This window comes from Pseudomonas sp. L13, assembly GCF_009935965.1.
In the GTDB taxonomy this organism is placed as follows: Bacteria; Pseudomonadota; Gammaproteobacteria; order Pseudomonadales; family Pseudomonadaceae; genus Aquipseudomonas; species Aquipseudomonas lactis.
Window position 1 is genome coordinate 1 of the sequence record NZ_QODJ01000120.1, and the last position, 4,977, is coordinate 4,977.

4 protein-coding genes are annotated in these 4,977 nt (G+C 60.5%); 2 read left to right on the top strand and 2 right to left on the bottom strand.

Annotated elements, in window-relative coordinates; translation table 11 throughout:
- Positions 1 to 221 precede the first annotated feature (221 nt).
- The gene (lpxH, locus tag DK871_RS28135) at positions 222 to 971 is read right to left on the bottom strand and encodes a UDP-2,3-diacylglucosamine diphosphatase (RefSeq protein ID WP_034133801.1); all 750 of its coding nucleotides are present in this window, start codon (positions 969 to 971) and stop codon (positions 222 to 224) included.
- A complete protein-coding gene (locus DK871_RS28140) occupies positions 968 to 1,474 on the bottom strand; it encodes a peptidylprolyl isomerase (RefSeq protein WP_032896616.1) in 507 nt (168 codons plus the stop codon). The genes lpxH and DK871_RS28140 overlap by 4 nt, the downstream gene beginning before the upstream one ends.
- Positions 1,475 to 1,711: 237 nt before the next feature.
- On the opposite strand from DK871_RS28140, the gene DK871_RS28145 reads away from it, so the two are divergent.
- Positions 1,712 to 3,412, top strand: coding sequence for a glutamine--tRNA ligase/YqeY domain fusion protein (locus DK871_RS28145; protein ID WP_003192174.1), 1,701 nt, complete (start codon positions 1,712 to 1,714; stop codon positions 3,410 to 3,412).
- Between the two features lie 15 nt (positions 3,413 to 3,427).
- A complete protein-coding gene (gene cysS, locus DK871_RS28150) occupies positions 3,428 to 4,810 on the top strand; it encodes a cysteine--tRNA ligase (protein ID WP_161907451.1) in 1,383 nt (460 codons plus the stop codon).
- The last annotated feature ends 167 nt before the right edge of the window (positions 4,811 to 4,977 follow it).

Sequence of the window (4,977 nt, forward strand, 5' to 3'; positions counted from 1 at the left end):
GCGGATTACGGGCACACCGAGCCCAAGCGAGGTGCCGAGTGGTGGGGCAAGAGCGTTTTGCTTACTTTTGCGCTTTTTCAAAAGTGAGCCGCTGTCAGAGCGGAACCCTAAGTGGCCGTTACCGCAGCAATGGATATGTACACGGTCCAACTGTGTTGACTGTCAGGCCGCCATCGCAGGCAAGCCAGCTCCCACAGGTTGATCGGTGTTGTGTCAGAGGTTCAGGCGCCAGGCAACGCCAACTGCGGGTTGACGAAGTCAAACGCCGCCAGTTGAAACCCTTGTTCATCCACCTGCAATGCCCAGCCTTGCTTGTCCCAGTCCCCCAGCACAATGCGCTTGGCCGCCTGGTCGCCGATCTGCAACTTATGGATGGCGGGGCGATGGGTATGGCCGTGGACCAGGGTGCGCACGCCAAACTGCTGCATCACCCGGGGCACTTCTTCAGGGGTGACATCGACAATGTCATTGGCCTTCATGCGCACCTGGGCGCTGCTCTCACTGCGTAGCTTGCGCGCCAGTTTGTGGCGGGTGCCCAAGGGCAGGTGGCGCAGGATAAACAGCACAATCGGGTTACGCAGGATGCGCCGCAGCTTCATATAGCCGAGGTCGCGGGTGCAGAGGCTGTCGCCGTGCATCAACAGCACAGGCTCGCCATACAACTGCACAACAGTCGGGTCCTTGAGCAAGGTGGCGCCTGCCGCTTTGCAGAACGCCTTGCCGATCAGGAAATCGCGGTTGCCGTGCATGATGAAAATCGGGGTGCCGCTGTCGCTCAGCTCACGCAGAGCCGCGCAGATGGAGCGCTGGAAGGGGGTCATGCCATCGTCGCCAATCCAGGCTTCGAAGAAGTCCCCCAGAATGTACAACGCCTGGGCGCCACGGGCGCGGCCGTGGAGCAGATCCAGAAACGCCCGGGTGATGTCCGGGCGTTCCTCTTCCAGATGCAAGTCTGAAATCAGCAATATCACGCTTCGATGATCTCGGCTTTCTCGACGATCACGTCTTCGGCTGGAACGTCCTGGTGACCGGCCTTGGAGGTGGTCGACACGCCTTTGATCTTGTCGACAACGTCGGTGCCTGCGGTGACTTTACCGAACACTGCGTAGCCCCAACCCTGCACGTTCTTGCCGCTGTGGTTCAGGAAGGCGTTGTCGGCGACGTTGATGAAGAACTGCGCGGAGGCCGAATGCGGCTCCATGGTACGGGCCATGGCGACGGTGTACTTGTCGTTGGAAAGGCCGTTGTCCGCTTCGTTCTGGATGCTTGGGCGCTTGTCTTTCTTTTCTTTCATGCCAGGCTCGAAACCGCCGCCCTGGATCATGAAATTGCCGATGACACGGTGGAAAACGGTGTTTTCGTAGTGGCCGGCTTTGACGTATTCGATGAAGTTGGCGACGGTGATCGGCGCTTTATCGGCGTTCAGCTCGATGACGATGTCACCGTGGTTGGTGGTCAGTTTGACTTGAGTCATGTTCACTACTCTTTTCAGGGAATTCGTGGGTGTGGGCGCCTGGGCGCCTTACCTGTCTGGCTAAACGACGGCCAAGGCGCGCAGTTTAGCGTGCCCTGCGGGAATTTCGAGGTGGTTTTTTACCGCCCGGGCAATTAATTGGCCGCGCTCTGTATGTGTCTTGACTGCTTCGGCTATTATGAGCCCTTTGTTTTATCTGGCCCCACCTGGCCACGCACCTGTCTGTTCAAGGATCCTATGAGCAAGCCCACTGTCGACCCTACCTCGAATACCAAGGCCGGACCTGCCGTCCCGGTCAATTTCCTGCGCCCGATCATCCAGGCGGACCTGGATTCGGGCAAGCACACGCAGATCGTCACCCGTTTCCCACCTGAGCCCAACGGCTACCTGCACATCGGTCACGCCAAGTCGATCTGTGTGAACTTCGGCCTGGCCCAGGAGTTCGGTGGCGTCACGCACCTGCGTTTCGACGACACCAACCCGGCCAAGGAAGACCAGGAATACATCGACGCCATCGAAAGCGACATCAAGTGGCTGGGCTTCGAATGGTCCGGTGAAGTGCGCTATGCCTCCAAGTATTTCGACCAGTTGTTCGACTGGGCCGTCGAGCTGATCAAGGCCGGCAAGGCCTATGTGGACGACCTGACCCCGGAGCAGGCCAAGGAGTACCGTGGCACGCTGACCGAGCCGGGCAAGAACAGCCCGTTCCGCGACCGTTCGGTGGAAGAGAACCTGGACTGGTTCAACCGTATGCGCGCCGGCGAATTCCCGGACGGCGCCCGCGTGCTGCGCGCCAAGATCGACATGGCCTCGCCGAACATGAACCTGCGCGACCCGATCATGTACCGCATCCGCCATGCCCATCACCACCAGACCGGTGACAAATGGTGCATTTACCCTAACTACGACTTTACCCACGGTCAGTCGGACGCCATCGAAGGCATCACCCACTCCATCTGCACCCTGGAGTTCGAAAGCCACCGCCCGCTGTACGAATGGTTCCTGGACAGCCTGCCGGTACCGGCGCACCCGCGTCAGTACGAGTTCAGCCGCCTGAACCTGAACTACACCATCACCAGCAAGCGCAAGCTCAAGCAACTGGTGGATGAAAAGCACGTGCATGGCTGGGACGACCCACGCATGTCCACGCTGTCGGGCTTCCGTCGCCGCGGCTACACCCCGGCGTCGATCCGCAACTTCTGCGACATGGTCGGCACCAACCGTTCCGACGGTGTGGTCGATTTCGGCATGCTGGAATTCAGCATCCGCCAGGACCTCGACGCCAACGCGCCGCGCGCCATGTGCGTGCTGCGCCCGTTGAAGGTCGTGATCACCAACTACCCGGAAGGCCAGGTCGAGAACCTCGAACTGCCGCGTCACCCGCAGAAAGAAGAGCTGGGCGTGCGCAAATTGCCGTTCGCCCGCGAAATCTACATCGACCGTGACGACTTCATGGAAGAGCCGCCCAAGGGCTACAAGCGCCTGGAGCCGAACGGCGAAGTGCGCCTGCGCGGCAGCTACGTGATCCGTGCCGACGAAGCGATCAAGGACGCCGATGGCAACATCGTCGAGCTGCGTTGCTCGTACGACCCGGACACCCTGGGCAAGAACCCTGAAGGCCGCAAGGTCAAAGGCGTGGTCCACTGGGTACCGGCCGCTGCCAGCATCGAATGCGAAGTGCGCCTGTACGATCGCCTGTTCCGTTCGCCAAACCCTGAAAAGGCCGAAGACAGCGCGAGTTTCCTCGACAACATCAACCCTGACTCCCTGCAAGTACTCACTGGTTGTCGTGCCGAGCCATCGCTTGGCGACGCACAGCCGGAAGACCGTTTCCAGTTCGAGCGCGAAGGCTACTTCTGCGCGGATATCAAGGACTCGAAACCTGGTGCTCCGGTATTCAACCGTACCGTGACCTTGCGAGATTCGTGGGGCCAGTGATTTAAGGGAAACATCGTGCTAACGATCTACAACACGCTCAGCAAGACCAAAGAAGTCTTCAAGCCGCTGGACGGCAACAAGGTGCGCATGTACGTGTGCGGCATGACCGTGTACGACTACTGCCACATCGGCCACGGCCGCAGCATGGTTGCCTTCGACCTGGTGACCCGCTGGTTGCGTTTCAGCGGCTATGACTTGACGTACGTGCGCAACATCACCGACATCGACGACAAGATCATCAACCGTGCCAACGAGAACGGCGAGTCGTTCGACGCGCTGACCGAGCGCATGATCGCCGCCATGCACGAGGACGAGGCGCGCCTCAACATCCTCAAGCCAGACATGGAACCGCGTGCCACGGACCACATCCCGGGCATGCACGCGATGATCCAGACCTTGATCGACAAGGGCTATGCCTACGCCCCGGGCAACGGCGACGTGTACTACCGCGTCGCCAAGTTCATGGGTTACGGCAAGCTGTCGCGCAAGAAGATCGAAGACCTGCGCATCGGCGCACGTATCGAAGTCGACGAAGCCAAGCAGGATCCGCTCGACTTCGTGCTGTGGAAAGCCACCAAGCCGGGCGAGCCGAGCTGGGAGTCGCCGTGGGGCGCCGGGCGTCCGGGCTGGCACATCGAATGCTCGGTGATGTCCACCTGCTGCCTGGGCGAGACCTTCGACATTCATGGCGGCGGCAGCGACCTGGAGTTCCCGCACCACGAAAACGAAATCGCCCAGAGCGAAGCTGCCACTGGCAAGACCTACGCCAATGCCTGGATGCACTGCGGCATGATCCGCATCAATGGCGAGAAGATGTCCAAGTCCTTGAACAACTTCTTCACCATCCGCGACGTGCTGGAAAAGTACCACCCGGAAGTGGTGCGTTACCTGCTGGTGTCCAGCCACTACCGCAGCGCCATCAACTACTCCGAAGACAACCTCAAGGACGCCAAGGGCGCCCTGGAGCGTTTCTACCACGCGTTGAAAGGCCTGCCCGCGGTGGCGCCGGCTGGCGGCGAAGCCTTCGTGGCACGCTTCACCGAAGTGATGAACGACGACTTCGGCACCCCGGAAGCCTGCGCCGTGCTGTTCGAGATGGTGCGCGAGATCAACCGCCTGCGCGAGACCGATATCGACGCAGCGGCGGGCCTGGCAGCACGCCTGAAAGAACTGGCCAGCGTGCTGGGCGTGTTGCAGATGGAAGCCGATGACTTCCTGCAAGCGGGCGCTGAAGGGCGTGTGGATGCCGCTGAGGTAGATGCACTGATCCAGGCGCGTTTGGCTGCGCGTGCGGGCAAGGACTGGGCGGAATCCGACCGTATCCGCGACCAACTGACCGCGATGGGTGTGGTGTTGGAAGACGGCAAGGGTGGGACGACGTGGCGGTTGGCTGACTGACCGTTGAAAGCTGCACGCTGAATAAAAAACGCCCCGACTGGTTCGGGGCTTTTTTTGCACTTCGTTTTAACGGCTAACTCCGTCCACTGTGGGAGCGGGCTTGCTCGCGAATGCGGTGTGTCAGCCAATGCTGCTGTGACTGACACACCGCATTCGCGAGCAAGCCC

Bases quoted from the DNA above. Each gene is read 5' to 3' on its own strand.
- DK871_RS28140 (WP_032896616.1), bottom strand. From the start codon at position 1,474: ATGACTCAAGTCAAACTGACCACCAACCACGGTGACATCGTCATCGAG.
- DK871_RS28145 (WP_003192174.1), top strand. From the start codon at position 1,712: ATGAGCAAGCCCACTGTCGACCCTACCTCGAATACCAAGGCCGGACCT.